Here is a 24,358-nt window from a genome sequence, read left to right as displayed (position 1 = left end):
CGGTTGGTGAATGGACCTTTCCGCTGGGCCACCCGACTCCTAGGATTGATCTTGTCAGTCAGTAGAGGAACGGGCGGCCTCCCGGCGGGGCCGCCGCACCGGGGGAGTCTCCTTGCCGATCCGCCTTGTCCCGCCCGCAGGCGTCCAACGGACGCTCGCCACCGCTCAGTTGGTCGGATCGATCGGCGACGGCGCGTACTACACCTGCTCCGCGCTCTACTTCACCCGGGTCATCGGGATGTCCCCCACCCGGCTCGGCCTCGGCCTGGCCGTGGCCTGGGCGGTGGGCTCGCTGGCCGGTGTCCCGCTCGGCCACCTCGCCGACCGGCGCGGACCGCGCGGCACGGCGGTGCTGCTGGCGCTCGCCACCGGTGCGGTGGTCGCGTCGTTCCTGGTGGTCCGCTCCTTCGCGCCGTTCCTGGTCGCCGTCTGCCTCTACGCCACGACGCAGTCCGGACTCTCGGCGGCCCGGCAGGCGCTGGTCGGCGGCCTGGTCGGCCGGGCGGAACGGACGACGCTGCTCGCCCAGTTGCAGGCGGTCCTCAATGCCGGACTGGCCCTCGGCGCCGCGGTCGGCGGCGTCGTGCTGAGCACCGGGAGCCGGACCGGCTTCCTCGTCGCCTTCGCGGTCACCGCCGTCGGGTTCCTGGTCAGCGGCCTGATCCTGCTGCGTCTGCCCGAGGTCCCGCCCGCCCCCGTGAGCCCGGGCACCGGACCGAAGCTGGCCGTGCTCTCCGACCGTCCCTACGCCGTGGTGACGCTGGTCAACACCGTGCTGCTGCTGCGGATGCCGCTGCTCAGCCTGATCATCCCGCTCTGGATCGCCGCCAGGGCCGAGCACCTCGCCTGGCTCGGCTCGGCCCTGTTCGTCCTCAACACCGTGGTGGTGATGGCCTTCCAGGTCCGCGCGGCCCGCGGCGTGACCGGGCTGCGCTCCGCCTCTCGCGCCGTCCGCGACGCGGGCGTCATCCTGCTCGCCTCCTGCGCGGTCTTCGCCCTCTCGGCCGGGGACGTCCCGGTCTGGGCGATGGCCGGCCTCCTGGTGGTGGCCGCGACGCTCCAGGTGATCGGCGAGATGAAGCAGTCCGCGGGCTCCTGGCAGATCAGCTTCGACCTCGCGCCCGCCCACCAGACCGGCCAGTACCAGGGCTTCTTCGGCTCGGGCGTGGCGGTGGCACGCACCGTCGGACCGCTGCTGCTGACCACGCTGCTGCTGGACTGGGGCGTACCCGGGTGGCTGCTGCTGGGTGGGTTCTTCCTGGCGGCGGGCTGTGCGATGGGGCCGGTGGTGCGGTGGGCGGAGCGCCGTCGCCCCGGGGTGGCGGAGTCGGAGCCGGAGCCACTGCCGGAGCCGGAGCCGGTGTCGGACTCGGGCGAGGTCGTGGCGCGGGCCTGAGAGGACTGGTGTCGGGCCGGACGTCGGGCCGGCTCGGCGGGTCGCGGCCCGACCGGTGGCGGCCTGGCCCGTGGCGGCCTGGCCCGTGGCGGCCCGGCCCGTGGCGGATCACCGCCACCCGTGGGGGACCCGGGAGCTGGCGGTGCACCGTCAGCACGCCGTGGATCCTGCGCCGGAATGTCCGTCAGAGTGCTGAAATCACTGCGACATGACGGTCAGCCAGAAGAATTCGTCGTCGTTCATGGTCTTCCCCTCCCGGGCCCCGGCTGCCAGGCTGGCCGGGTTTGCAGAACCGGAGGAGGTCGCGTGTCCCGCATACCCAGTCTGGCGTTGGCCGTTGCCAGCGCGTTCGCTCTCGTCGCCGGAACCGCCGTCGCGGCGTCGGCCGCACCGGAACCACCCTCGGCCGCGCCCGCCGCCGAGGCCCGGGTCGACCCGGTCGCCTGGACGCCCTGCAACCCCGACCCGACGAAGCCGGACCCGGGGATCTACGACTGCGCCGTCTACCCGGTGCCGCTCGACTACGCGGACCCGTCCGGCGAGAAGATCGGCATCGCCATGATGCGCCGCCGGGCCGGGGACCCGTCCAAGCGGATCGGCTCGCTGTTCCTCAACCCCGGCGGCCCCGGCGGCAGCGGCTACCTCTGGGCCACCACCAGCCGGTTCGGCCCCGATGTACAGGCCCGCTTCGACCTGGTCGGCTTCGACCCGCGCGGTGTCGCCCGGAGCAACCCGCTGAAGTGCTTCACCACCGACGAGGAGGCGAGCGCCGTCACCGACCGGCAGATCGGTGTACCCGTCACCAAGGCCGAGATCGACGGCACCCTGGCCGCCACCCAGGACTACACCGACGCCTGCGAACGCAACGCCGGCCCGCTCATCGAGCACATGTCGACCGAGAACGTCGTCCGTGACCTCGACCGGATGCGCCGGGCCGTCGGCGACAAGCAGCTGAGCTTCGCCGGGTTCTCCTACGGCACGCTGATCGGCGCCACCTACGCCAACATGTACCCGGACAAGGTTCGCGCGCTGATCATCGACGGCAACGTCGACCCCAACCTGCGGCTGCACAACGGCCTGGAGTACGACCGCCAGCGCGCCGGCGGTTTCGAACTCGCCCTGGACGAGTACCTGAAGCGCTGCAAGACGGCCGGCGCCCCCCGCTGCGCCTTCGGCGACGGCGACACCCGGGCCAAGTTCGACGCGATCCGCGACCACCTGCGCACCAGCCCGGTCACCCTGCCGGACGGCACCAAGGTCACCCTCTCCAGCTTCACCAGCCAGGTGGCCAACGCCCTCTACGCGCAGACCCGGCAGGCGCCGCTGGCCAAGTCGCTGCAGGCCCTGCACGAGGTGCTCCAGCAGCAGGGTGCGCCCTCGCTGGCGGCCGCGAAGGCCGCCGACGACGCGAACGTGCTGGCCGTGACCGTCCCCACCGCGCTGCGCGAGGCCCTTCCGGAGACCCCGTACAGCTCCGACGACTCGTACTACGGCGTCAACTGCCAGGACAAGCCGTACCCGTCGAACCCGCGGGTGTTCGCCAACGTGGCCCGCGCCTGGGAGAAGGAGTCGCCGACCTTCGGCCGCTACCAGGCCTTCGACGCGCCCGCCTGCGCCACCTGGCCGGCCCCGGCACGTGACGTCGAGCGGTACACCGGCCCCTGGAACCGCCGCACCGCCAACCCGGTCATGGTGATCGGCAACCTCTACGACCCGGCCACCCAGTACAAGTTCGCCCAGAACATGCAGCGCCAGCTCGGCAGCGCCGTGCTGGTCAGTGTCGACGTGATCGAGCACTGCGCGGTCGGCCGGAGCAAGGAGCTGAACAAGCTGGTCACCGACTACCTGGTGAACAAGGCCGTGCCGGCACCGGGCCAGCTGCTGAAGCCCGACGCCGAAGCCTTCCCGCCGGTCGCCTGACGGCCGTGCACCGGTCCCCGGCGGCCTGATCCGCACCGTGAGGCCCACCCCGGACGCCATGCCCGGGGTGGGCCTCACCCGTGCCGTTCCCGCGGCCGCCTTCCTAGGGTGAGCCGCCCGCGGCGGCGGGGCCGGCCCGGGGCGCGCGTCAGAGGTCGGTCAGGGGGACGTCGGGGTCGGCCAGGGCCTTCGGGTCCACCACCCGCTTCGACCGGACCAGTTCGCGGATCGGGTCGGTGACGTCCCAGACGTTGACGTTCATGCCCGCCAGGACCCGGCCGCCGGACAGCCAGAAGGCGATGAACTCGCGGGCGGCGCGGTCGCCCCGGAAGACCACCTGGTCGTAGTCGCCCGGCTCGACGTAACCGGTGTACTCCATCCCCAGGTCGTACTGGTCGGTGAAGAAGTACGGCACCCGGTCGTAGACCGCCTCGGGGCCGTCCTGGCCGAGCATCGCGCGGGCCGCCGTCTGCGGTTGGTTGAGCGCGTTGGCCCAGTGCTCGACCCGGATGTGGCGGCCGAGCAGCGGGTGGAAGGCGTTGGCGACGTCCCCCGCCGCGTAGATGTCCGGGTCCGAGGTGCGCAGGTGCTCGTCGGTCCTGATGCCGTTCACGACCTCCAGGCCGGCCGACTCGGCGAGCGCCGTGAGCGGGGCGATGCCGATGCCGATGATCACCGTGTCCGCCGCCACCGTGGAGCCGTCCGCGAGGCGCACCCCGGTGACCGCGCCGCCGGTGCCGGTCAGCTCCTCGACCTTGGCGTTGAACCGCAGCTCCACGCCCTGGTCGCGGTGCAGGTCGGCGAAGACTTGGGCGACCTCACGGCCCAGCACCCGCAGCAGCGGCAGCTCGGCCGCCTCCAGCACGGTCACCTCGGCTCCCGCGGTCCGGGCGGCCGCCGCCGTCTCCAGGCCGATCCAGCCCGCGCCGATCACCACGACCCGGGCCCCGGGCTTGAGCGCCGCCCGGATCCGGTCGCTCTCCTCGACCCGGCGCAGGTAGAGCACGCCGTCCTGGTCCGCGCCCGGCACCGGCAGGCGGCGCGGCACCGAGCCGGTGGTGAGGAGCAGCTTCGCGTACTCGATCCGGCCGTCGTCGGCGAGCGTGACGGTGTGCCCGGCCGGGTCGACCGCGACGACCGGGGCGCCGAGCCGGAGCGTGACGTCGTGCTCGGCGTACCACTGGGGCGGGTGGACGTAGATCTTCTCGCGCGGCGTCTTGCCGAGCAGGTAGCCCTTGGAGAGCGGCGGACGCTCGTACGGGCGCTCGTGCTCGTCACCGATCAGGACGATGCCGCCGCGGTACCCGGCCTCGCGCAGTGCCTCCGCGGCCTTCGCCCCGCCGAGGGAGGCGCCGACGATGACGATCGGGCGCTCGCGCCCGCCGCCGTCGGCCGTTCCTGCTGTGCCCGTGCTCATGCTGAACTCCTCGCTCTCCGGCCGGAATCACGGACAGCCTGCCGCCATCCGGCGCAGCCTGTCGAGACCACGCCAGGCGCGCCGCAGTTGGTCGCCCGAACGGGTGAACCGGGGCGTGAGCGGTTTGGCGTGCGCCCGGTGGGTCCGTCCGGTGGGTCGTCCCGGAGGGTTCCTGTGGCGGTCCTTCCAGCGGGCCCCTCCGGGAGGGTGGGCTCCTCCGGGAGGGTGGGTCTCTCCGGGCCCGCGGGGATCCGCAGGACGTGTGGTCGGACCGGGCCGCCCGCTACGGAGTCATGGCGTCCCGCACCAGGGCGGTGTCGACGAACTGCTCGAAGCGCACGATCAGGCCGCCGCGCACGGTGAAGTGGTGCGCCACCCGGACCGCCAGCGGGCGACGGGTGGTCCGGTGCACGGCGGTGTAGCGGGCCAGCACCACCACGTTCTCGCCGTCCACCACGTAGTGGTCGTCGTGGGCCGTCCAGCCGTCCCACTCGGCGGCCAGGCGCTCCATCACCCCGTTGGTGACGCCCTTCGGAGTGCGGTAGGTGCCGGCCAGCGGGAAGCCGGCCATCTCCGTCCACTCGACGTCGTCGGCGAGCGTGGACCGCAGGGCGGCCAGGTCACCGCGCGCCGACGCCAGGTACTGGCGGCGGACCACGTCGGCGGGGGCCTCGGACTCGGCGAAGGCGGCGGTGGACCTCGGGATCTCGATCATCTCGGCTCAGCCCCAGGTCATCTCGCCCTTGGCGACCTTGGTCCCGATGTCGACCGCCAGCTTCATCCCCAGATCGGGGAAGCGCTGCTCCAGGGCCTCCCTGGCGGAGGCCGCGTCGGTCGCCCGGCCGATCTCGGTCTCGAACGCCCGCAGGTAGGCGCGGGTGTGGTCGATCGCGGTGGCGATGGCGGGCCCGCCGGCCGTCCGGTGGCCGGGCACCACGAAGGCGGGCTGCAACGCCTCCATGCCGTCCAGCAGGTCGATCCAGGCGGCCCGCTGCTCGGGTGTCGGGGTGTCGGCGGTCCAGACGTGCAGGCCCTCGAAGAGCAGCACCCCGCCGAGGATCGTGCGGTGGTGGTGCTGCCAGAGGTAGTGCCGGTCCGGCAGGTGGAAGTCGGCGCCGCGCAGCTCGAACCGGTGTCCCTCGAAGACGAGTTCGTCGCCGTGCAGCACCTCGGGACGCACCAGCCTGGACGGCAGCTCCGGGCCGAGGTGGGCCCAGGCCTTCAGCTTGTCCTCGTAGGACTCCTGGATGTGCTCCACCGTGCTGGCCGTGGCGAGGAACCGTGCCTGCGGGAAGGCGTCCTGCACCTCCTGCGCCCCGAAGTAGAAGTCTGGGTCGCCGTGGCTGACGAACACGGTGGTCAGCCGCTTGCCGCTGGCCCGGACCCGCTCGACCAGCCGGCGCCCGTCGGAGCGGGTGAAGCCGGCGTCCACCAGCAGGGCGTGGTCGGGGCCGGTCACCAGCACGGAGGTCTTGTTGAGCGAGCTGTCGGGGCTGTCGATGACCTCGAAGTCGAGGGAGCTCATGCGGGGTCGTCCTTCCTCGGGCCGGCCCGGGCGCCGTACACCGGACACGCGTCGACGCCCAGCATCGGCGACCGGCGGACCGGCCGCACGTCGGGAGGCGCGGGCGGAGCGGACCGCGGCCGCGGCTTCCGCCGCCGGTACCGGGGCGGGGGCGCGGTGCGGGTGGGTGTGCGTTCCGGGGCGGGGCCCGCGGTGCGGGTGGGCGTGGCGGCGGGGTCAGCCGCCGGTGCCGGCGCGGGTCCAGAGGGTGAGGTCGCTGCTGGTGGCCACGGCCAGGGTCCGGCCCGAGGGGGAGAAGCCCGCGGCGCGGAAGGTGGACCAGGAGGAGTGGTACACGTGCCACCAGTTCTCGCCGTGCCCGCCCTCGAACGGCCCGCGGCCGGTGCAGAGCAGCACCCGCCCGTTGGGCCACTCCGGGGTCACCACCTCGATGTGCCAGCCGCCGTCGGCGCCGGTGTGCAGTCCGCCGCCGTACAGGCCGGCCACCGGGATGCGGACGTCCGCGACCGGGCCGATGCCGGGGCAGGAGAGGTCCGGGCCGTCGGGCTCCTCCTCCGGGTCGTACTCGCGCTCGATCTTCTCACCGGTCACCGCGTCGAAGAGGCCGTGGCCGGTGCCGGACACCGTCAGCACGAGGTCGTGGCCCGTGGCCGGGTCGGTGGCGAAGCCGATGCCGAGCAGCCCGCCGACCGGGATCAGGCCACGGCCGACCGGCCGCCACGGAGGCGGTGGCGCGACCACGGGTGCGGCGAGGAACCGGTCGCGGAGTTGCTGCTGGAAGACGGTGACGGCCATGAATGTGATCATCGCACTGGTCGGGGCGCGGGTCGGGGCGTGGGTCGGGGCGCGGTTGGGCCGCGGGCCGGGGGGCGTGGCGGGCGGCGCACCACCGGTCGGTGGGGGAGGCCGGGAACAGCGGGCCGAAGGGCGGTGTTCGAGCGGTCATGACCAGTGACGCCGCACCCTTGGCCGCCCCCGAGACCGACATCCTGCGCTACTCCGCCTTCGCCACCGACCCGGGCGGGGGGAACCCGGCGGGCGTGGTGCTCGACGCCTCGGGCCTGTCCGCCGAGCGGATGCTCGCCATCGCGGCCGAGGTCGGCTACTCCGAGACGGCGTTCCTGATACCCGACGCCTCGGGCGACGCCGGGGGCGCCTACACCGTGCGGTACTTCAGCCCGCTGGCCGAGGTGCCGTTCTGCGGCCATGCCACCGTCGCCTCGGCCGTCGCGCTCGCCGACTGGAGCGGCCCCGGCCGGTACGTCTTCGCCACGCAGGCGGGTGAGGTGCCGATCGAAGTCGACAAGGGCGCGGACGGCGTGCTGCGCGCCACCCTCACCAGCGTGGAGCCGCACGTCGAGGAGGTCGGTGAGGCGGACGTCGCCGAGGCGCTCGCCCTGCTCGGCTGGTCGGCCGACGAGCTGGACGCCGCCCTGCCGCCCCGGATCGGCTACGCGGGCGCCCGCCACCTGGTCCTGGCCGCTGCCACCCGCGACCGGCTGGCCCGCCTGGAGTACGACTTCGACGGCCTGGCCGCCTACATGACGGCCCGGGACCTCACCACGCTCCAGCTGGTCTGGCGCGAGAGCGAGCACGTCTTCCACGTCCGTGACCCGTTCCCGGTCGGCGGCGTCGTGGAGGACCCGGCCACCGGCGCGGCGGCGGCCGCCTTCGGGGCCTACCTGCGCGAGCGGGGCGCGGTGACCGTCCCGGCCACCCTGACCCTCCACCAGGGCGAGGACCTCGGCCGCCCGGGCGTGCTGACGGTCGGGCTGCGCGAGGGTGACACCCGGATCCGGGTCTCGGGCACGGCGGTGCCGATCCCGTAGCCGGGTCCGAAGGGGCGAAGAGGCGAAGGGGCCGGGCGGTGGCTGCTGCACCCGCCGGGCCCCTGGTCCTCCGTGGCCCGCAGGTGCTCGGGCGTCCGGGCCGGGCTCAGGCCGTCTGGGCGGCCTCCTCCGTCCAGACCCCCTGCGGGTGGGCGTCGACCGGCAGCCAGAGCTGCGGCTGGGCCCGGCAGCCGGAGCTGGCCGCCCGCTCCCAGGGCCACCGCCGTTCGGCGTCCGGCCAGACCAGCTGGACGACCGGCACCGGCTCCCGCCGGTAGAAGCCGACCGCGGTGCCGAGCAGTGGCCGGTGCCAGCCCGGGTCCACCGGCTTGACGGTGAGCGGGTAGCCGTCCAGGACACCGGCGAGGAGGCTGTCCTCCGTGGTCGGCGCCCCCTCGCGCAGGCGCGTCGCGGCGGCCCCGACCCAGTGCATCAGGTCGTGCACCCGCAGGCCGAACATGGCCACCTCCGGGAGCCGGTGGGAGTGCCAGAGCCCCACCGTGAACGCCCAGTCCGGTACGTCGCCGCCGACGATCCCGACCACGTGCACCCCGTGGGCCCGGACGTCCGCCGCCTCCTGCGCCCAGTGCTCGGAGCGGAACTCCTCCGACACCCCGGGGGCGCAGAGCTGGCAGGGGCAGTCCGGTCGGTCCGGTGTGTTCGGTGCCTTCGGTGCAGGTGTGTTCGGTGCAGCGGTCACGGGCACCATCCAAGCAGCCGGCCACCGCCGGTTCCCGGGCAGGTCACCCCCGGTCCGGGCCGGCTGCCGGAAAAATGGGTCGCGCGGATCAGGTCCGATCAGCGAGCCTGCCCGGATGAAGCAAGCGAACAGCCGGTCGGTCACGGCCCACCTCACCTACGGTGACGAGTACTTCGGTCCGCAGGGCCCCTACGAGGTGGACGAGGCGTGGTGGTCGGCCGCCGCGCCGGTGGTCGAGCGGCTGACGCAGGAGCTGGGCGTGCCCGTGGTGGTGCTCCGGCTGGCCGGGGTGGCGGACGGTGAGGGCGGCAACGGCGGCCACGTGGTCTACCACGTCGAGGCGCTGGAGCGACCCGCCGGACTGGTGCCGCGTCAGGCGGGCCCGGACACCGCCGCACTGCTCGGCCCGGCCGAGCGACGGGCCGGCTGGGCCACGCCCGCCGGGCTCCGGGACACGCTCGACTGGGCGGAGCAGGCGCTGGACCGGGCCGGCCGCCCCTCGGCCGGACGGCCCGAGCAGATCCGGACGTGGAACCTCTCCGGCCTGTTCCGCTACCGCACCGCCACCGGCGGCGACGCCTGGCTGAAGGCGACCAACCCCGCGTTCAACGCCGACGAGGGCGACGTGATCGCCCTGCTCGGCTCCGCCGACCCGACGCTGGTGCCGCCGGTGCTCGGCTCCGACCCGGAGCGCGGCCGCCTGCTGATCGACCACGTGCCCGGGGAGGACTGCTGGGGACCGTCCGCCGAGGAGGTCGCCGACGTGGTGCCCCGGCTGGTCGCCGCCCAGGCGGCGCTGGCCGCCGACGGCCGGGCCGCCTCGGCCGGCCTGCGCGACCGCACCCTGCCCACGCTGGTCGCGCAGGTGAACACCCTGATCGACCGGCTCGCGGCGGAGCCCGGCGGCGAGCTGACGGCGGGTGAACGCGACGCCGCCCGGGCCCTCGCCGCGCGGCTGCCCGCGCTGGTGGCGGAGCTGGCCGGCTGCGGGCTCCCGGACACCCTGGTCCACGGCGACTTCCACCCCGGCAACTGGCGCTCCGACGGCACGGACGGCACTCGGGTGGTGGTCGTCGACTTCGCCGACTCCTGCCTCGGCCACCCCGCCCTGGACGGGCTGCGCCCGCGCCAGTACGTCGCGGAGGAGCGGTGGGCACAGGTCGCCGAGGTGTGGGCGCGGGCGTGGCGCGACCACGTCCCCGGGTCGGCACCGGAACGCGCGCTGGAGCTGGTCGAGCCGCTGTACCACCTCATGTACGCGGTGCGGTACCAGGAGTTCCTGGACCACATCGAGGCCAGTGAGCGGCCGTACCACGAAGGCGACCCGGTGAGTGAACTGCGCATGGCCCTGGCCTGCGCGGACCAGGTCTGACGCGGCCGTCGCCGTCGGACGGGCGCGCCCCGCGGCGACGTGACCCCGGCGTGGTGACGTGGACCGGCGTGGTGATGCGACCCCGGTGTGGTGACGTGGCACGCCGCCCCGTCGTCGGCGCCACCCCGCTCCTGGGGCGGCGCCGACGACCGGGCCGTGCCGGGGGCGGGGTGGTGGGCGGGGTGCTGGGCACGGGGAGCGCCGTGGGCCTCACTCGGCGTGGGCGATCCGGCGTCCGTCGCGGGCGGAGTACAGGGCGAGCGCCTCGACCGGGCAGAAGCCGACCGCCTCGGCCAGCTTCGCCGTCAGCGGCTCCCCGACGGGTGGCGCACCGTCCGGCCGCGGCGCCCGCACCGGGTGGGCCAGCCCGTCCGCGCCGAGTACCAGGGAGCCGGGTACGGCGAGGGCGCACATGCCCGAGCCGACGCAGCGCCCGTGGTCGACCCGGACCACCACCGGGTCGCCGGCCGCCCGTCCGGCGGTCCCCGCCGAGTCCGCCGTCACCAGGCGACCTGGAGCGTGCGCGGACTGCGGGTCACCAGGCCGCGCCGCCAGTCGATGGCGTCCGTCGGAGCGGTGAGCCGCAGCGCGGGCAGCCGGCGGGCCAACCGGTGCAGTGCCAGCTCCATCTCCATCCGCGCCAGCCAGGCACCCAGGCAGTGGTGCGGCCCGGCCCCGAAGGTGAGCATCGGTGCGACCGGCGGCGAGAACAGTTCGGTCAGCAGGTCACCGGTGAACACCTCGGGGTCCTGGTTGGCCGTGCCGGTGTCGGCGGCGACCACGCTGCCGGCCGGGATGACCACCCCTCCGATCTCCACCTCCTCGATGCTGCGCCGCAGCAGCCCGGGGAGGTGATCGGTGTCCACGAGCGGGATGGCGCGCAGCAGTTGTTCGGTGGCGGCCGCCGCGCTCCGCTCGTCGGAGGCGAGCTGCTTCCAGGCCTCGCGGCCGTCGCCGAGAAGGTAGACCAGGGCGTTTCCGAGCGCCGTCATGGTGGTCTCGTGCCCGGCCACCACCAGGCCGATCACCAGTGAGACGAGCTGCGGCTCGGTGACGTCGCCGCTCTCCTCGGCCGCCGCGAGCAGGCTGCTGACCAGGTCCTCGCCGGGGGTGGCACGGCGTTCGGCGATCAGCCCGGCGCCGAACCCGGCGAACTCCTCCAGCGCCGCCCGGATCGCCTCGGCGGAGTAGGCGGTGGTGGAGAACGCGTGGTCGCTCCAGTGCCCGAGGCGCTCGCCGTCCAGACCGTCCAGCCCCATCAGCCTGCTGATCACGGCCGTCGGCAGTGGACGGGTGTAGGCGGCGACGATGTCGGTGGGGGAGCCCCGGTCGATCAGCTCGTCGAGCAGGCCCTCGACCACCGACGCCACCCACGGGCGCCACCGGGCGATCGCGCGGGGGGTGAACGCCCGCTGGACGGTGCGGCGCAGCCGCTGGTGTTCGGGGCCGTCGAGGCTGAGCAGGCTCTGCGGGTCGTCCAGGAGGTTCGGGACCACCGACACCGGGGGCGCGTCGGGGGTGAGGAGCGGCGCCCGGCCCAGCCGCGGGTCGGTGAGCACCTGCCGGACGTCGGCGTGGCGGCTGACCAGCCAGACCGGGGTGCCGGTCGGGAGCACGCCGAGCCGCGGCGGGCCCGGGTCCAGCCTGCGCAGGCAGTGCAACGGGAGCAGCGCGGGTTCCGTGGTCGTTCCTGCTGATGGTGCCGCGGTCGCGGTCGCGGTCGCGGTCGCGGCAGCGGTGCCGGTGCCGGCGCAGGTGGCACTGTTCTCGGCGGACATCCGTACTCCAGACTCCAGGGCGGTGGGCTGCTCGGGGCGGCCCGGCGGGGGGCGGATCCGGGGAGGCGCGACGGTTCGGGTGGGTGCTCCGGGCGGGCGGGGGCGGAGCCGACGGGACGGGTGGGTCGGACGGGTCGGGTTCGGTACGACCGTACGTGGGCGGCGTGCCACAGTCAGCAACGATTCCAGCCAACGCCGGGTGGGTGAGTGGACGGTGACGGGCACTTGGCGTTCGCTGCACGCCCTCGGCCGGCCGACGCGCCGTGCGGGCCTGGGCGGGCCGGCCTGCCCGGGGCGGCGGCCGAGGGCCGGTACTGAGGTGAGCCTGCGGCAGGGCCGGAGAACGGGGCCGGGCAAGGGGCCTGAGGCGAGGTCGGAGAAGGGGCTGGCCAAAGGGCCGGACAGGGGAGCCGGAGAGGGGGGCCGGAGAGGGTGAGCCGGATCACCGAGGCTGTTCGCCGGGCGTGGACCGGCGCGGACGATACGCTTCGTGGGCAAGTCGTTTGAGCAGGTCCCGCCGGTGCAGAGCCGCATCGGCCGACGGAGGTGGAATCGGATGGCCCAGCAGGTCAAGGCAGTCATCGCGCGTGCCAAGGGTGCGCCCGTGGAGGTGACGACGATCGTCGTGCCCGACCCCGGGCCGGGCGAGGCGGTGGTCCGGATCCAGGCCTGCGGCGTCTGCCACACCGACCTCCACTACCGTGAGGGCGGCATCAACGACGAGTTCCCGTTCCTGCTCGGCCACGAGGCCGCGGGCATCGTGGAGTCGGTCGGCGCCGGTGTCACCGAGGTCGAGCCCGGTGACTTCGTGGTCCTCAACTGGCGTGCGGTCTGCGGCCAGTGCCGCTCCTGCAAGCGCGGGCGCCCGCAGTACTGTTTCAACACCCACAACGCCAAGCAGAAGATGACCCTGCTGGACGGCACCGAGCTGTCCCCGGCGCTGGGGATCGGTGCGTTCGCGGAGAAGACCCTGGTCGCGGCCGGCCAGTGCACCAAGGTCGACCCGGCGGCCGAGCCGGCCGTCGCGGGCCTGCTGGGCTGCGGTGTGATGGCGGGCATCGGCGCCGCGATCAACACCGGCAACGTCGGCCGCGGGGACTCGGTCGCGGTGATCGGCTGTGGCGGTGTCGGCGGCGCGGCGGTGCTCGGCTCCAGGCTGGCCGGTGCTGCGAAGATCATCGCGGTGGACATCGACGACCGCAAGCTCGCCACCGCGCAGAAGCTCGGCGCCACGCACACCGTCAACTCCCGCACCACCGACCCGGTCGAGGCGATCCGCGAGCTGACCGACGGCAACGGCGCGGACGTGGTCGTGGAGGCGGTCGGCCGCCCGGAGACCTACCAGCAGGCCTTCTACGCCCGCGACCTGGCCGGTACCGTCGTCCTGGTCGGCGTGCCGACGCCGGAGATGAAGCTGGAGCTGCCGCTGCTCGACGTGTTCGGCCGCGGCGGCGCGCTGAAGTCCTCCTGGTACGGCGACTGCCTGCCCTCGCGGGACTTCCCGATGCTGATCGACCTCTACCTCCAGGGCCGCCTGGACCTCGGTGCCTTCGTCACCGAGACCATCGAGCTCGACGCCGTGGAGCAGGCGTTCACGCGCATGCACGAGGGTGACGTGCTGCGCTCGGTGGTGGTCCTGTGAGCACGGGAGGCACCGCCCGGATCGACCGGCTGGTCACCGCCGGAACCTTCGACCTCGACGGCGGCAGCTGGGAGGTGGAGAACAACGTCTGGATCGTCGGCGACGACACCGAGGCCGTGGTGATCGACGCGGCCCACGACGCCGCGGCCATCGAGGCGGCGCTCGGCGGGCGCCGGCTGGTGGCGATCGTCTGCACCCACGCGCACAACGACCACATCGACGCGGCCCCGGCGCTCGCGGCCCGCACCGGTGCGCCGATCCTGCTGCACCCGGACGACCTTCCGCTGTGGAAGCTCACCCACCCCGACCGGCTGCCGGACGGCGAACTCGCCGACGGCGAGCGGATCGAGGTGGCGGGCACCGCGCTGACCGTGCTGCACACCCCCGGCCACGCGCCGGGCGCGGTCTGCCTCCATGCGCCCGACCTCGGGACGGTCTTCACCGGCGACACCCTGTTCCAGGGCGGCCCCGGCGCCACCGGCCGGTCGTTCTCGCACTTCCCGACGATCATCGACTCGATCCGGGACCGGCTGCTCTCCCTCCCGCCGGAGACGACGGTCCGCACCGGGCACGGCGACCCGACCACCATCGGTGCCGAGGCCCCCGCACTGCCCGAGTGGATCGCGCGCGGCCACTGACGCCGTGACGCCGGCGGACGCCCGGCCCGGTGCCCGCGCACCGGGCCGGGCGTCGTACGATCGCGGGCATGGCCCATGATCCGCGCGAACTCGACGACGCGTTCCTAGCCTTCTGGCAGGAGCGGCACATCTCCACGCTGACCACGCAGCGGCCGGACGGCTCACCGCACGTGGTGCCGGTCGGGGTGACGTACCAGCCGGAGACCGGGACCGCACGCGTGATCAGCAGCAGGACCAGCCGCAAGGTGCGCAACGTCCTGGCGGCCGGACCGGCCGGCATGCGGGTGGCGGTCTGCCAGGTGGACCGCGCCCGCTGGTCGACGCTGGAGGGCGTCGCCGTCGTGCGGGACGAGCCGGAGGCGGTGGCCGAGGCCGTCCGGCGCTACACCGAGCGCTACCGCGAACCGCGGGTGAACCCGGACCGGGTGGTCATCGAGATCACGGTCGACCGGGTGCTGGGCCGGGCCTGAGGCCTTCCGCGGAAGCCGGCGGGAGGACGTCCCGAAGTAGGCGTCCCGGCGTCGGCGGGGGAGGGGCGACGACCAGCCCCTCCACGGAGGCGGGCGACGACGACCACCGTGGTCACCCACCAGCCACCGGCCAGGCCGTGGGACACGAGGAGCCACGGCCGGTGTCACGGCCAGACCGCGTCGACTCCCGGGGCTTGCCATGGGGAAGACGGCTTTGGTCAACCGATTGTTCAGCCGCGCGTCCGGCCTACCGGTATCGCGTGACCTGCGGCTCCTCGGTGACGAAGGCTCGGGCGGGGTGGGGGCGGGGCGGCGGGGAGGTTGTTTATCGGGCGTTGATCGGCAGGGCCTAACGTCGGGGGCATGAACGAGGGAACGACCGAGACGCGGGGCGTACGGGTGCTGCCCGAGGGGCGGATGACGGAGCAGGACACGGAGCGGTTCCGGGTGTTGCTGGCCCGTCTGGAGAGCTCGCTGGTCGCCGACCGGCGGGCGGCGGAGACGGGCTCCGATGCCTGAGGACGAACCGGCGAGAGCCGCCGGTGCGGGGCGGCGGGTCGAGGTGCTGCCGTTGTGGGAGCGCGGCCCGGCGGCGCCGGAGCCGGGGGCGTGGGTCGGCGGCGGTGAGGTTTCGTCCGGTCCGGGGCCGTACCGGGCCGAGCCGGACGACGGCGTCGGCTACTTCAGCGTGGTCGTGCGAGGGACCCCGGCCGTTCACGGCTGGGAGGAATCGCATCCCGAACCCAGCGACGCGGAGCGTTGCAGCAGCACTGCGGAAAGCTGGAGGGCCGCGTGTCAGAGGCGGCTGTTACGGTTCCCGCCGTGAAGCTCGTGGTGCAGCTCAAGCTGCTGCCGGACGCCGACGCGGCGTCCGCCTTGCGCTCCACCCTGCGCACGGTCAACGAGGCGGCGAACTGGGTGTCCGCCGTGGCGTTCGAACGCGGAGTCCCACGCGAGTACGAGCTGCGCAAGCACACCTACGCCGAGTTGAAAGCGCGCGGACTGGGAGCCCAGGCCGCCCAGCAGACCATCAAGAAGGTCCGCGACGCCTACACCGCGTTGAAGGCGAACATCCGCGCCGGGAACCTCGGCAGGCCCGGATCCGGGCGCCGCCGCAGGGCGGAGTCCAAACCGGTCACATTCCGGGCGCAGGCCGCGCAGCCGTACGACGACCGCTGCCTGTCCTGGCAGCCGGACCGGCAGACCGTCAGCATCTGGACCACCGGCGGCCGGCTGAAGAACGTGCGCTTCGCGTGCTCGGCGGACGCGCTCACGATGCTGCGCGACCACCGCCGGGGCGAGTCCGACCTGATCGAACGCGACGGCGTGTTCTACCTGATCGCCACCTGCGACGTTCCCGGGAAACCGGTCGACGAGGACCCGGCCTCCTTCATCGGGGTGGACCTCGGCATCGCCAACATCGCCACCACCTCGACCGGCTACCGGGCCGCCGGGCGCGGCCTGAACCGGCACCGCAGACGACAGCGCGACCTACGACGCAAACTCCAGGCCAAGGGCACCAGGTCCGCGAAGCGTCTGCTGAAGAAGCGCTCCCGCAAGGAGGCCCGGCACACCGCCAACGTCAACCACATCGTCTCCAAGACCATCGTCACCACCGCTGAACGCACCGGCGCGGGGATCGCCCTGGAAGACCTCACGGGCATCCGCGGCCGGGTACGGCTCCGCAAGGACCAGCGGCAACAACTGCACTCGTGGAGCTTCCACCAGCTCGCCGCCTTCGTGGAGTACAAGGCGAAACGGGCCGGGGTCCCGCTGGTGTACGTCGACCCGGCGTACACCAGCCAGGAATGCTCCGCATGCCACCACATCGACCGGAAGAACCGTGCAGACCAGGCCACGTTCGCATGCCGCGCCTGCGGCGTCATGCTGCACGCGGACCACAACGCGTCCCACAACATCGCACGCAAGGGCGAAGCCGTGTGGACCGCGGGGCGTGAGTCACGCGTCCCAGCCACCCGATAGGTGGCTCAGACGTGGGAGGCCACGCGACAGCCAGCCGCGCCCTACCCACAAGCCCGGTCCTTCAGGGCCGGGTTAAGTTGACGAGGCTCACCTCCGGGTAGGCCGCAGACGGGCGGTCCAGCAGCTGGCCCGGGCGGCCGAGCAGGTGCCGGTCGAAGAACGCCCCGAGGTAGGCCCGGGTGGCGACGAGCCCGCGCGCGCCCTTGATGGTGCCGTACTGTTCCCGCGCGACGTCCGGCGGCACCTGGTCGCGGACCCCGAACGCGTCCACCAGCCAGTGCAGGTCGCAGAAGGTCATGTGGCCGCCCTCGGGGAGGTCGAGCCAGCGCTTCCAGCCGGTCAGGTGCTTCCACGTCCGCTCCCAGTCGGCCGTGGACGGGGAGTCGCCACCGCGCTGGGCGCCGAGCAGCAGCACCGGGCGGGCGAGGCCGTCGTCGGGCGGCGGGACGAAGAAGTCGCCGTCGAGGTTGGCGGCGGCACGGATCCGCCCGTCCTCGTGCATCGCCTCGATCGCGCTCGCCCCGCCGAGCGAATGCCCGGCCACGCCGATCCGGGACCGGTCGATCCGGAACCCGCGGACCGGCCCGGCGCCAGGTTCCGCGCCAGGCCCGGCGCCAGGCCCGGCGGTCAACCGGTCGATCAGGAACCGGATGTCCTTCGCCCGGCTGAGGGTGACCTCCGCCGCCCGCCGGTCGTCCACCCGGTCGCAGATCAGGCAGCGCTCCACCCGGCCGTCCGGGAACTGCACCGCCGTCTCGTAGGTGTGGTCGAGCGCCGCCACCGCGTAGCCACGGGCGGCGAGGTCCTCGGCGAGGGCGGTGAGCGAGGTGCGGCTCAAGCCGAAGCCGGGTGAGAGCACGATCAGCGGGTGGGGCCCGGGTACCGGGGGCACGCCGACCAGCGAACCCGTGCGCACCCGGCTCGGCTCCGGGCCGCCGAACAGCACGGTGGACAGCTCCGCCGACATGTACGGGGCCCGCTCGCCGCGCCCGGACAGCGCCGGGTACCAGAGCGTCGCCATTAGCTCGCGGGTGGCGGCGTCGGCCCGCCACGGATCACGCCGGCCCGCGTCCACCAAGTGCAGCGAGGCGGTGCCGACCGGCCGCCGGACGGTGGGCGTCGGCACCTGTGGCGCCTCTGCGACCTGGGGAGGGGAGAGGCCGGCGGTGGCCGGGCCGGGGGTGGCCACGGCGGCTTGCGGCGCCACGAGGCAGAGCAGCGCGAACAAGACGGTCAGCGGTGCGGAACGGCTGGCGACACCGGTGACGACACGGGTGACGGCGGTGTGGTGCCGGGGAGTTCTCGACATGACGCCACGTTAGATCGCATGCGCCCGGCTCCGCGTCCTGCCTGTGGTGGAACCGTCGTCCACCGCAGGCAGGAGCCGCCACGCGGGCGGGCTCGCCACTCGGACGGGCCCGCCTCCACCTGTGGTCGTGTCAGTTTCCCTTGAAACCCAGGGTGTTCCCGGGGGTGGTTCCGGGAATGCGCGCCGGTGCGCCCGCAGGCCGGGGTTCAGCAGTTGCAGCCGCCGCAGTCGCATCCGTCGCAGCCGCAGTCACAGCCGTCGCAGCAGCCGTCGTCCCCGCAGCACTGGCAGCACTGGAAGCAGTCCCCGCAGCCGCAGTCGCAGTTCTGCCGGGCGCACCAGCCGGGCCGGTGCTCGCGCGAGAACGGGTCGTTGTGGTCGCAGCACATCAGCTGGCACGAGCAGGCCATCAGTGCCCAGACCGCGCAGCCGGCCAGCAGGTTGCGGCGGTGCGGGGGCGGGGTGCCGGGCGGGGAGAAGCCCGGCCCCTGCGGCACCCACGGCGGGACAGGTGCGCCCGGACCGGCCGGCGGCGCCTGGTTCGGGTCGTGCCGGGGCGGCGACTGGTAGGGGTTGGAGCCGGCCGGGGCGGTGGCGGTGTCCCCGTCGGGCGCCGTCCGGGTCTTGCAGGTGGCGGTGTGCGCGGCCGGGCCGAAGACGCGCTCGACCGCGCGCTCGGTCTCGTGCGCGAGCAGGACGTGGACCAGCGCCCGGTCGGTCAGCTCGACCTCGCGCAGGGCGAGCCGGATGCCGTGGACGGCGTCCCGGCAGAGGCGTTCTGCCTCGGCCCGGTCGGTGCCGGTCGCGGTGAGCGGGTTCCAGGCGCCGGCGGCGGCGTCCTCGGCCTGGTCCTCGGCGGCGTCCAGCAGGTGGGCGAGCCGGCCGAACAGCCGCCCCGCCTCGGCCAGTGGCGCCGCGTTGCCGGGCCGTCCGGACAGTGCGGCGGTGTGCGCGAAGGCGGCCGACGTGGCGCTCTCGGTGGGCTCGGTGACCAGCAGCACGGAGCCGCCCGGTTCCAGCCCGCGCTCCAACTCGCCCTGACGGGCGGCGGCGTCGAGCAGCACGGCGGTGTCGAAGCCGACCACCGAGGCGCTGCCCGCGCTCCTGCGGTCCCAGAGCCTGGTCACGGCGCGCGCCCCGGCCGCGACCGGCCGGCGCGCGAACACGCCGTCCCCGTCCTCGACGTGGTCGCGGATCTTCACCGAGGCGAGCGTCAGTGAGACGGCCGCCGCCAGCCGCGCCCCCTCGCCCTTGGCGACCGAGGCGGTCCGCATCCCCCGCAGCGGGCAGGGCCCGGCGGTGCGGCGGCCGGAGGTGTCGTCCTTCGCGCTCTGTGCCTCGACCAGCACCGAGATGATCAGACCGTCGTAGTTGGTCGCGGTCCGGGCCAGCTGGCCGTGGTCGTCCCGAAGAGCGAGGCAGAGCCCGCACAGGTGCGCCATCCACGACGCCTGCAACCGCTCGGACAGCCGGTGCCGACACGGCCTGATGATGCCGAACATGATCCCCCCAGCCTGCACGGGCCGTGATCGGCCCTGGTCGCGGACATCATATGACTGGTCAGCGGGGGCCTGGGGCGGGCGATGTCACGGGGCACGTCCGCCGCCGGGGGAGGGGGCGGGGGCGGAGCGCGGGCGCTGCGCCGTGGTCGGGACGCCGGCTCCTCGGCAGTAGGGGCACCTTTTTCGGGCGCCGGCGGCGTGCCAGTGGGCGCGATCGATCGTGGAGTCGACGGCGACGGTCCAGTCCACCCGGCCCACGGTGTCGTCGCGGACCCGGGCGGGCTCCGGCAGCCTCACCCAGGTGCCGTCCGCCTCCCAGCGGGCGGGCGAACCGCTCGTCGACGGTCTGCCACGGCCCGTACCGCTCAGGGAGGTCGCGCCACGGAGCCCCCGTCCGCAGCCGCCGCAGCACCCCGTTGACCACCTGCCGGTGGTCACGCCACGGACGGCCACACCCATCCACCTGTGGCAACAGGGGCTCAATCCGCTCCCGCGCCGCGTCCGTCACCTCACCTCGACCTGCCACGAGATCAATTGTCGGACCGGCCTAGAGTCCTTCCTGTGGCGGATCATCAGGACGAGACCAGGGCGGCCTACGACGGGGTCGTCGAGCTGTACGCGTCGCTGTTCGCAGACCGGCTGGAGGGGCGGCCGTTCGCCCGGGCCATGATCGGCACCTTCGCCGAACTGGTGCGCGCGACGGGCAACCCGCGGGCGGCGGACGTCGGGTGCGGGCCCGGACATCTGACAGCCATGCTGCACGAACTGGGCCTGGACGCCTTCGGGCTCGACCTCTCCCCGGGCATGGTCGACCACGCCCGGCGGGCCCATCCGGCGCTGCGCTTCCAGGAGGCGCGGATGGAGTCCCTGCCGGTCGAGGACGGCGCGCTCGGTGGCGTGCTGGCCCACTACTCGATGATCCACACCCCGCCGGGGGAACTGCCGGAGCTGCTCACCGAGCAGGTGCGCGTCCTGGCACCGGGCGGCCTGCTCCTGGTCTCATTCTTCGGGGCCGACGGACCGGAGCCGGTCCGATTCGACCACAAAGTGACGCCTGCCTACAGCTGGCCGGTGGACCGCCTCGCCAGACTGCTGGCCGACGCCGGGCTCGTTCCCTTCGCCCGCCTGCTCCACGACCCGGCCTCCGAACGGGGCTTCCTCGACGCCCACCTGCTGGCCCGCCGTTCGTAGGTCCTGTCCGACTGTGCCCGCCGGGCGGTCGACGCGCCCCCGGCTGCCGACACATCCCGGCGTCCCTCCACCAGCCTGCACGGAACACCCCCAAATGCCTCACTCCAAGGCCGGCGTTCCCCCGGGGTCTCGTTGTGACTGATCCACAGCCGGCGTCCGGCCCGCTGATCGCGCTCATCCCTGCTGTCGCATGCGGCGTCAACGCCTCGCTCTCCGGGGGAAATTCACCGGCTTCGACAGCAGGGCGCAAAAGGACAGGTTCCCTTCCTGGGAAGTCCTGCGCTATCCGCGCCTCAAGGAGAATTCCGGTGGGCTGGAGGCCCTCTGGCAGGCCACCGTCTGGCAAGGCTCTGTCTCCGACCTGAAAGCCCCGCAGCACACCTGCACCCGGATCGGTCCGGATGCCGCTCCGGTCGACATGAGCTGCGCCTGACTCCTTCAGCAGCTCGATCGATTCAACTGACGCGAAGCCCTGTCCTCCTGCATGAAGGAGAACAGGGATTCGCCGTATGATGCTGGCACCGTATGGAACCCGCCGCTGGACGTCGAAGAAGGCAGCCACCCCCGTGGGGGTCCCCATCAGGGGCGTCCAGGAATCTGCGAACTCACGCGCTTCCGGCCGCGCGGCGATGAAGGTACGCCGGGACGTGGCTCCGTGAAGGAATCAGACGCCCCGTCAACGAGCTTCGGAATGCACCGCGTCAAGCAGGTCGCGAATCTCGAAGGGAGACGACCAGGCCCTCGCGATCGGTCGGGCCCGGCGTTGATGCCGTGCACCGCAACGCGGTTCGCCCGCACCGCACGAAGCTTCCGTACTGATCCCGCTCGGGCCGCTGGGTTCGTTGCTACTCTCGTCCGCACGGGAGGTTGCGGGTTTCCCCGCACCGTCGTCACCGGGTGGGGAGTGGCGTGACATACGACCAACTTGGTTTGCCGGGGACCGACTTCCGCACGGAACTGGGCCTGGACGAAGAAGCCGCGGCGCACCGCCGCGCCGCCAAGCGCGAACTCGACGAAGCGATCGACGCCGTCCGCGACCTGCCCGGCCACCAGGACTTCCTGCGGCAGTCCGGGCCAGCCACCGTGTCCGCGGCCGCCTCGGACGCTCCGATCGTCTACCTGGCGCCGGCCTTGGTCGGCGGTACCGCGCTGATCGCGGACGGCCCGTACCGGGCCGGTGTCGACCTGCCGTTGCTGACCGAGGCGGCGGTGGACGGCCTGGTCGCCGAGTACCTGTCGGCAAAGGCCGAGCGGGCGGCCGACCCCGGCCGGTGGCGGGAGACCCTCGACCGGGTCTGCCGCCGTCTGTGGGAGATCGTCGTTGCACCGTTGTACGCCGCCATCAGGCCCCGGCAGGCTGTCCTCGTCCCGTGCGGCCGGCTCGGTCTGCTCCCGCTGCACGCGGCCTGGGAGCCCGTCGGCCCGGACGACGCGCGACGGCACCTGCTGGACCTGACCACGATCGCCTACGCACCGAGTGCCCAGGCGCTGCTCGCCGCCCGGCAGTTGCGCGACAGCCTCGCCCGCGACGGCCGTCTCGGCCTCGGCCGGCTGCTCGCCGTCGCCGAACCCACGCCCGTGACGGGGCCCGAACTTCCGCTGGTCGCCTGCGAGGTGGCGGCTGCCGCCAGGGCTCACCAGGACTCCACGGTCCTCACCGGCCCCGGCGCCGGCCTCCGCCCTTGTCGTGGCGGATTTCCGCAGCACCTCGGTGGTCCTGACCAACAACAGCGACCTGCCGCTGATCCTGACCGACCACTACCTCCAGCACGGGTGCTGGGAGACCGAGCCACCGGAGCGGATCGAGCCGGGCAAGGTGGTGCCCGCGCTGCCGGACCGTCGCACCACGGAGGATCTGCGGGCGGTCCGTCAGCGGCGCAGGCGGGTGTTGAGTCGGGCGGCCTGGCGCGTCAGGTGGTCGCGTTCGGCGAGGTCGGGTGCCTTGCGGGCCGCCTCGGCGTACAGCCGCGCCGCCGTCGCCAGGTCGCCGTCGCGCTCGTGGAGGTACGCCGCCACCGCGGTGTGGCGGGGCAGTGAGTCGTCCAGTGCGGCGAGTTCGGCCAGGCCGGCGCGCGGGCCGTCGGCCTCACCGACGGCGACCGCGCGATTGAGCCGGACGACCGGGCTGTCGGTCAGGCCGGCGAGCTCGTCGTACCACTCGACGATCTGCACCCAGTCGGTCTCCCCGGCGGTCGGCGCATCCGCGTGGAGGGCCGCGATGGCGGCCTGGGCCTGGAACTCGCCCAGCCGGTCGCGGGCGAGGGCCGCCTGGAGGATCCCGACGCCCTCGGCGATCGACGCGGTGTCCCACCGGGTGCGGTCCTGCTCGGCGAGCGGCACCAGGCTGCCGTCGGGTGCGGTCCGGGCCGCGCGCCGGGCGTGGTGGAGCAGCATGAGGGCGAGCAGCCCCGCCACCTCGGGGTGGTCGATCGCGGCCGCGAGCTGCCGGGTGAGCCGGATGGCCTCGACGGCGAGGTCGACGTCGCCGCCGTAGCCCTCGTTGAAGACCAGGTAGAGGACGCGCAGCACGGTGGCGACGTCGCCGGGCCGTTCGAAGCGCACGCCGGAGACGGTGCGTTTGGCCCGGCTGATGCGCTGCGCCATGGTGGCCTCGGGCACCAGGTAGGCCCGGGCGATCTGGCGGGTGGTCAGCCCGCCCACGGCGCGCAGCGTGAGCGCGACCGCGGACGACGGCGTCAGCGACGGGTGGGCGCACAGGAAGTAGAGCTGGAGCGTGTCGTCCACCGCGGGGGCGGGCCCGGGCGGCGGCTCCTCGTCGACGAGGTCCTCCCGTCGGCGGCGGGCGGCGTCCGCGCGGGTCGCGTCGAGGAACCTGCGCCACGCCACGGTGACCAGCCAGCCCTTCGGGTCCCGCGGCGGGTCGGCGGGCCAGACGCGGACCGCCTCCACCAGCGCGTCCTGCACGGCGTCCTCGGCCGCCGCGAAGTCGGCTCCGCGGCGGACGAGGATTCCGAGCACGCTCGGTGTGAGGCTCCGGAGCAGGGCCTCGTTCATGGCTGGGGTCACTCCGTGATGGTGGGCGGCGCGGTCAGGAACGGGCGCAGTTCGAGCCACTCGTGGATCGGCTTCCCGCCCGCTCCGGGCGCGGCCGACAGTTCCCCGGCCAGCTCGACGGCGCGCTCGTAGCCGTCGACGTCGATCACCATCCAGCCGGCGATGAGGTCCTTGGTCTCGGCGAAGGGGCCGTCGGTGACCGGCGGGCGGCCCTCGCCGTCGTACCTGACCCAGGTGCCCTCGGGGGCGAGCGCCTGACCGTCGACGAACTCGCCGGTCCCCTCCAGCCGGGCCGCGAAGTCGTTCATGTACTGCATGTGTGCCGAGATCTCCTCCGGCGTCCACCGGTCCATGGGCACGTCGTTGACCGGGGCCGGGGCGCCGCGGTAGTGCTTCAGCAGCAGGTACTTGGCCATCGTGTTTCTCCTCGGTGTCGTGCGGCCCGTTCTGGCCGCTTCCACCCCTGGGACGGAGCCGCCCACGGGTTCTCGACATCCTCGTCCGGGAATTCTTCCGGCGATCGTCGACGCGCGGGTGCACCGGGCCGAGGGTGCCCCCACGACCGCCCGGCCGGCGGGGTCGACGCCGGCTGCCCCCGCCCCCGTCCCGGCCACGACTGGCCCGCCCCGCCCCGGCCACGACTGGCCCGCCCCGCCCCGGCCAGGACCGGT

General features: G+C 73.8%; 22 protein-coding genes and 2 pseudogenes. 11 read left to right on the top strand and 13 right to left on the bottom strand.

Annotated elements, in window-relative coordinates:
• The first annotated feature begins 112 nt into the window (after window positions 1-112).
• A complete protein-coding gene (locus C2142_RS03335) occupies window positions 113-1,396 on the top strand; it encodes an MFS transporter (RefSeq protein ID WP_148640996.1) in 1,284 nt (427 codons plus the stop codon).
• Between the two features lie 306 nt (window positions 1,397-1,702).
• Entirely contained in the window at window positions 1,703-3,316 is a 1,614-nt protein-coding gene (locus tag C2142_RS03330; RefSeq protein WP_241002347.1) for an alpha/beta hydrolase, read from the top strand.
• A gap of 148 nt (window positions 3,317-3,464) precedes the next feature.
• On the opposite strand, the gene C2142_RS03325 is transcribed toward C2142_RS03330, so the two are convergent.
• The 4 genes from C2142_RS03325 to C2142_RS03310 all read right to left on the bottom strand — a co-directional run bounded on the left by C2142_RS03325 (window position 3,465) and on the right by C2142_RS03310 (window position 7,053).
• Entirely contained in the window at window positions 3,465-4,733 is a 1,269-nt protein-coding gene (locus tag C2142_RS03325) for an FAD-dependent oxidoreductase (protein ID WP_148640994.1), read from the bottom strand.
• A 283-nt stretch (window positions 4,734-5,016) separates the two neighbouring features.
• Window positions 5,017-5,448, bottom strand: a complete 432-nt coding sequence (locus C2142_RS03320; protein WP_148640993.1) for a nuclear transport factor 2 family protein — start codon at window positions 5,446-5,448, stop codon at window positions 5,017-5,019.
• A 6-nt stretch (window positions 5,449-5,454) separates the two neighbouring features.
• Entirely contained in the window at window positions 5,455-6,258 is an 804-nt protein-coding gene (locus C2142_RS03315; RefSeq protein WP_148640992.1) for an MBL fold metallo-hydrolase, read from the bottom strand.
• A 216-nt stretch (window positions 6,259-6,474) separates the two neighbouring features.
• Window positions 6,475-7,053: a hypothetical protein gene (locus tag C2142_RS03310; RefSeq protein WP_148640991.1), complete on the bottom strand. Its 579-nt coding sequence runs from the start codon at window positions 7,051-7,053 to the stop codon at window positions 6,475-6,477.
• A gap of 149 nt (window positions 7,054-7,202) precedes the next feature.
• Between C2142_RS03310 and C2142_RS03305 the strand changes: the two genes are divergently transcribed.
• Window positions 7,203-8,087 carry a PhzF family phenazine biosynthesis isomerase gene (locus C2142_RS03305; protein WP_148640990.1) on the top strand — a complete coding sequence of 295 codons (885 nt, stop codon included), beginning with the start codon at window positions 7,203-7,205 and terminating at the stop codon, window positions 8,085-8,087.
• A gap of 106 nt (window positions 8,088-8,193) precedes the next feature.
• On the opposite strand, the gene C2142_RS03300 is transcribed toward C2142_RS03305, so the two are convergent.
• Window positions 8,194-8,787, bottom strand: a complete 594-nt coding sequence (locus C2142_RS03300) for a DUF4262 domain-containing protein (protein WP_162002397.1) — start codon at window positions 8,785-8,787, stop codon at window positions 8,194-8,196.
• Between the two features lie 115 nt (window positions 8,788-8,902).
• Between C2142_RS03300 and C2142_RS03295 the strand changes: the two genes are divergently transcribed.
• On the top strand, window positions 8,903-10,159 hold the full coding sequence (locus C2142_RS03295; RefSeq protein ID WP_148640988.1) for a phosphotransferase: 1,257 nt from the start codon (window positions 8,903-8,905) through the stop codon (window positions 10,157-10,159).
• A 210-nt stretch (window positions 10,160-10,369) separates the two neighbouring features.
• Here the strand turns inward: C2142_RS03295 and C2142_RS03290 are convergent, their stop codons facing one another.
• Both C2142_RS03290 and C2142_RS03285 read right to left on the bottom strand, forming a co-directional pair.
• A complete protein-coding gene (locus C2142_RS03290; protein ID WP_241002346.1) occupies window positions 10,370-10,663 on the bottom strand; it encodes a ferredoxin in 294 nt (97 codons plus the stop codon).
• Window positions 10,660-11,937, bottom strand: coding sequence for a cytochrome P450 (locus C2142_RS03285; RefSeq protein WP_148640987.1), 1,278 nt, complete (start codon window positions 11,935-11,937; stop codon window positions 10,660-10,662). Before C2142_RS03285 ends, C2142_RS03290 begins: the two co-directional genes overlap by 4 nt.
• Window positions 11,938-12,493: 556 nt before the next feature.
• On the opposite strand from C2142_RS03285, the gene C2142_RS03280 reads away from it, so the two are divergent.
• From C2142_RS03280 to C2142_RS03260, 5 genes are all read left to right on the top strand, one after another.
• Complete coding sequence (locus C2142_RS03280; RefSeq protein WP_148640986.1) at window positions 12,494-13,579, top strand: S-(hydroxymethyl)mycothiol dehydrogenase; 1,086 nt, start codon at window positions 12,494-12,496, stop codon at window positions 13,577-13,579.
• On the top strand, window positions 13,576-14,217 hold the full coding sequence (locus C2142_RS03275; RefSeq protein ID WP_148640985.1) for an MBL fold metallo-hydrolase: 642 nt from the start codon (window positions 13,576-13,578) through the stop codon (window positions 14,215-14,217). The genes C2142_RS03280 and C2142_RS03275 overlap by 4 nt, the downstream gene beginning before the upstream one ends.
• A 68-nt stretch (window positions 14,218-14,285) precedes the next feature.
• A complete protein-coding gene (locus C2142_RS03270) occupies window positions 14,286-14,687 on the top strand; it encodes a TIGR03618 family F420-dependent PPOX class oxidoreductase (RefSeq protein WP_148640984.1) in 402 nt (133 codons plus the stop codon).
• A 363-nt stretch (window positions 14,688-15,050) separates the two neighbouring features.
• Entirely contained in the window at window positions 15,051-15,206 is a 156-nt protein-coding gene (locus C2142_RS03265; RefSeq protein WP_153882750.1) for a hypothetical protein, read from the top strand.
• Window positions 15,207-15,509: 303 nt separating this feature from the next.
• The gene (locus C2142_RS03260) at window positions 15,510-16,670 is read left to right on the top strand and encodes an RNA-guided endonuclease TnpB family protein (protein WP_148640983.1); all 1,161 of its coding nucleotides are present in this window, start codon (window positions 15,510-15,512) and stop codon (window positions 16,668-16,670) included.
• Window positions 16,671-16,731: 61 nt separating this feature from the next.
• Here C2142_RS03260 and C2142_RS03255 read toward each other — a convergent pair whose 3' ends face one another.
• The 4 genes and pseudogenes from C2142_RS03255 to C2142_RS39230 all read right to left on the bottom strand — a co-directional run.
• Complete coding sequence (locus C2142_RS03255) at window positions 16,732-17,979, bottom strand: alpha/beta hydrolase (protein WP_148640982.1); 1,248 nt, start codon at window positions 17,977-17,979, stop codon at window positions 16,732-16,734.
• A 206-nt stretch (window positions 17,980-18,185) separates the two neighbouring features.
• Window positions 18,186-19,481, bottom strand: a complete 1,296-nt coding sequence (locus C2142_RS03250) for a DUF5685 family protein (protein ID WP_148640981.1) — start codon at window positions 19,479-19,481, stop codon at window positions 18,186-18,188.
• Window positions 19,482-19,565: 84 nt separating this feature from the next.
• Window positions 19,566-19,778, bottom strand: a complete 213-nt coding sequence (locus C2142_RS39235; RefSeq protein WP_241003353.1) for a hypothetical protein — start codon at window positions 19,776-19,778, stop codon at window positions 19,566-19,568.
• A gap of 31 nt (window positions 19,779-19,809) precedes the next feature.
• Window positions 19,810-20,007, bottom strand: a pseudogene (locus C2142_RS39230) (transposase); the annotation flags it as partial.
• A 35-nt stretch (window positions 20,008-20,042) separates the two neighbouring features.
• Here C2142_RS39230 and C2142_RS03240 point away from each other — a divergent pair.
• On the top strand, window positions 20,043-20,672 hold the full coding sequence (locus tag C2142_RS03240; protein ID WP_148640980.1) for a class I SAM-dependent methyltransferase: 630 nt from the start codon (window positions 20,043-20,045) through the stop codon (window positions 20,670-20,672).
• An 897-nt stretch (window positions 20,673-21,569) separates the two neighbouring features.
• A pseudogene (locus C2142_RS41905) lies at window positions 21,570-22,325 on the top strand (CHAT domain-containing protein); the annotation flags it as partial.
• Between the two features lie 216 nt (window positions 22,326-22,541).
• Here C2142_RS41905 and C2142_RS03235 read toward each other — a convergent pair.
• Both C2142_RS03235 and C2142_RS03230 read right to left on the bottom strand, forming a co-directional pair.
• Entirely contained in the window at window positions 22,542-23,687 is a 1,146-nt protein-coding gene (locus C2142_RS03235; RefSeq protein ID WP_148642152.1) for a DUF6596 domain-containing protein, read from the bottom strand.
• 8 nt (window positions 23,688-23,695) lie between these two features.
• Window positions 23,696-24,103 (bottom strand): YciI family protein, encoded by a 408-nt coding sequence (locus C2142_RS03230; protein ID WP_148640978.1) that lies wholly within the window; start codon window positions 24,101-24,103, stop codon window positions 23,696-23,698.
• Window positions 24,104-24,358 lie beyond the last annotated feature (255 nt).

The sequence above is a fragment of the Streptomyces sp. CB01881 genome (assembly GCF_002953255.1).
Lineage (GTDB): Bacteria > Actinomycetota > Actinomycetes > Streptomycetales > Streptomycetaceae > Kitasatospora.
This window is presented reverse-complemented; position numbering and strand designations above follow the sequence as displayed.